Raw genomic sequence first — 618 nt, forward strand, 5'->3', positions numbered from 1 at the left:
ACTAAGACTTCCCATACCCAAAATGGGCTTCGTACCTTGAAAATTCAATATTTCAGCTAACAAAATAGCGATTTATGCTTTAGCTGCCCGCGAATCAAGTGCATTTTGCAGATATTGCGGTAGTCTGGATACAAAATCTGCAGTAAATACAGCAAGCTGTTCTTCGCTCAGATTCAGAATCTCCTTAAGACTTGCCATCAAAGCATCCATCAGGATGCAAAGAGACCGTGTGAAAGTGATGTCTGCCATCTCATCTACCAGGAAGAAGAATAACTCTCCTAAGGTTCGTTGGTCTTCATTTTTTCGTTGTTCTAATGCCAAAAGCATATATCTGGCAAATACAATGGCTACATGTGCTGTTAATGCATCGTAAGAGAGACTGTGGCATTCGCCAATGAGATTAAGTGTAGATTTGCAGGTCTTGAAAAACACCTCAATCTGCCAGCGCTTTCCATAGATACGAATGATTTCTTCTTCTGACAGAGTTGGATTTGTGCAGATAAAAGCAAGCCAATCCTTACGATTCGCCTTGTTTCTGACACATACGATTTTTGCCGGAATTGGATTTTCTTTTCCAACCATGACATCGACAGAAAGAAGATATTTGGATCTGCCGCG

The 618-nt window shown here is 40.9% G+C and carries 1 protein-coding gene; it reads right to left on the minus strand.

Translation table 11 applies throughout. The features are described from left to right. Positions 1–72: 72 nt before the first annotated feature. Positions 73–618: transposase (locus ACTNB3_RS17875; protein WP_441027309.1), on the minus strand; the 546-nt coding region annotated here is incomplete at its 5' end.

It is taken from the genome of Bariatricus sp. HCP28S3_D3 (assembly GCF_052065755.1).
In the GTDB taxonomy this organism is placed as follows: domain Bacteria; phylum Bacillota; class Clostridia; order Lachnospirales; family Lachnospiraceae; genus Allocoprococcus.